This window comes from Pedobacter sp. 01N416 (assembly GCF_056399685.1).
Genome location: NZ_JBFTRT010000771.1, coordinates 1 through 1,847, shown reverse-complemented (window position 1 = coordinate 1,847; position 1,847 = coordinate 1). Strand labels below are relative to the sequence as shown.

The following is a 1,847-nucleotide window of genomic DNA, read 5'->3' as shown; positions in this document are numbered from 1 at the left end:
AGATATTGATACTGAACTGTCCTTAAATGAAGAAGGACGGGTTTTAATTATGGATCCACAAAGTTCGAATGTGGGTTTGGCGGCAGTACGCAATAAAAAGGTCCGTGTACAACTTAAATCGGGAGAGAGTTTGTTTTTAAAGGTCGGTCAGAATGAAACAACCAGCTCACCTTGGGTTTATCTGAACAAAGCTGCCAATACGATCAATCTTAACCAACCATGGAATTTACATTTTACCGAAGGTGGACCGGAGCTTCCTGCAGATCAACGGTTAGCTAAACTGGTAAGCTGGACTACTTTAAACGATCCTAAATTACAGGCCTTTTCTGGTACTGGTGTTTATACCTCAAGTTTTAACCTGAATTCAAAATCGGCCAAAGAATATGTTTTAAACCTGAACCAGGTTGATGAGAGTGCACGTGTATGGATCAATGGTGTGGAAGTGGGCATTTTATGGAGTATCCCTTTTCAGGCCCGTGTTGGCAAATATTTAAAAGCAGGCCATAATACCATTAAAATTGAAGTGGTTAACCTGATGGCGAACCGCATCCGCGATATGGATATCAAAAAAATCCAATGGCGGAATTATCACGAAATCAATTTCGTAAATATTAACTATAAGGATTTTGATGCATCAAACTGGAATGTAATGCCTTCAGGCTTAATCGGCCCGGTAAGCATCACAGCTTTTAATTAATCGTATACTGTTATTCCCGCAGGCGCAAATCTTGCTTTGTACAAATCAATATGCATTTTATCATGAAAAAACTCATTATACTCGCTTTGTTTACCGCCGTTGGTATAAATGCCATGGCTCAAGATTATGTCATCACAAAATTTGGTGTTAGTGCAGATAGCACCAAACTGAATACCAAAGCCATTCAAAGTGTAATAGATAAAGCTTATCAAAAAGGAGGAGGAACGATTGTAATCCCTAAAGGTGTTTATCTTAGTGGAGCACTCTTTTTTAAGCCTAAAACGAAGCTGTTGTTACAAGAAGGTGCTGTACTTAAAGGATCTGATAACATAAAAGATTACCCTTTTATTCCGTCGCGTATGGAAGGGAGGAGCCTTAAATACTTTGCTGCATTAATTAATGCGACAAAAGTAGATGGTTTTAGTATTTCAGGTCCGGGAACTATTGATGGAAATGGCCTTAAATTCTGGAAAACATTTTGGGCGCATCGCGATTCGCTTAAAAAATTAGGAAGAGAATCTACAAACCTGGAAGTAAGCCGTCCGCGGTTACTTTTTATCTGGGGGTGCAATAATGTGAATATTAAGGGTGTAAAATTGCGTAATTCTGGATTCTGGACCACCCATTTGTACCAATCTAATGATGTATTAATTGAGAATTGTGATATCCGTTCGCCGTTTCGGCCAGTAAAAGCACCAAGCACTGATGGCATTGACATTGATTTTTGTAAAAAAGTAACGATCAGAAATTGTTATATCTCTGTAAATGACGATGCTATTTGCATTAAAGGTGGTAAAGGACCCGATGCACAAAAACTGCCAGAAAATGGTATTGTTGAAGATATTTTAATTGAAAACTGTACCATTGGCGAAGCACATGCTACTTTAACCATGGGAAGCGAGTGTATTCATGCACGCAATATTACCATGCGAAACTGTAAGGTAGAGAATAACTGCCCGATTTTAAAAATGAAAATGCGTGGAGATACTTTTCAGCTTTACGAAAATATTACGGTAGAAAACATTACAGGAAAATGCGGCGCAATTATCGACTTAAATCCCTGGAAACAGTTTTTCGATTTGGCCGGTAGCACCGCAAAACCATTTGGTACGATTAGAAACATCAAGATCTCAAACATTAAAGTAGAAGC

2 protein-coding genes are annotated in these 1,847 nt (G+C 38.5%); both read left to right on the top strand.

Features of this window, described 5'->3' with window-relative positions:
* Window positions 1-697 (top strand): glycosylhydrolase-like jelly roll fold domain-containing protein (locus AC1DND_RS26965; RefSeq protein WP_477585815.1); only part of this gene is annotated, 697 nt, incomplete at its 5' end.
* Between the two features lie 62 nt (window positions 698-759).
* Window positions 760-1,847: glycoside hydrolase family 28 protein (locus AC1DND_RS26960; RefSeq protein WP_477585813.1), on the top strand; the 1,088-nt coding region annotated here is incomplete at its 3' end.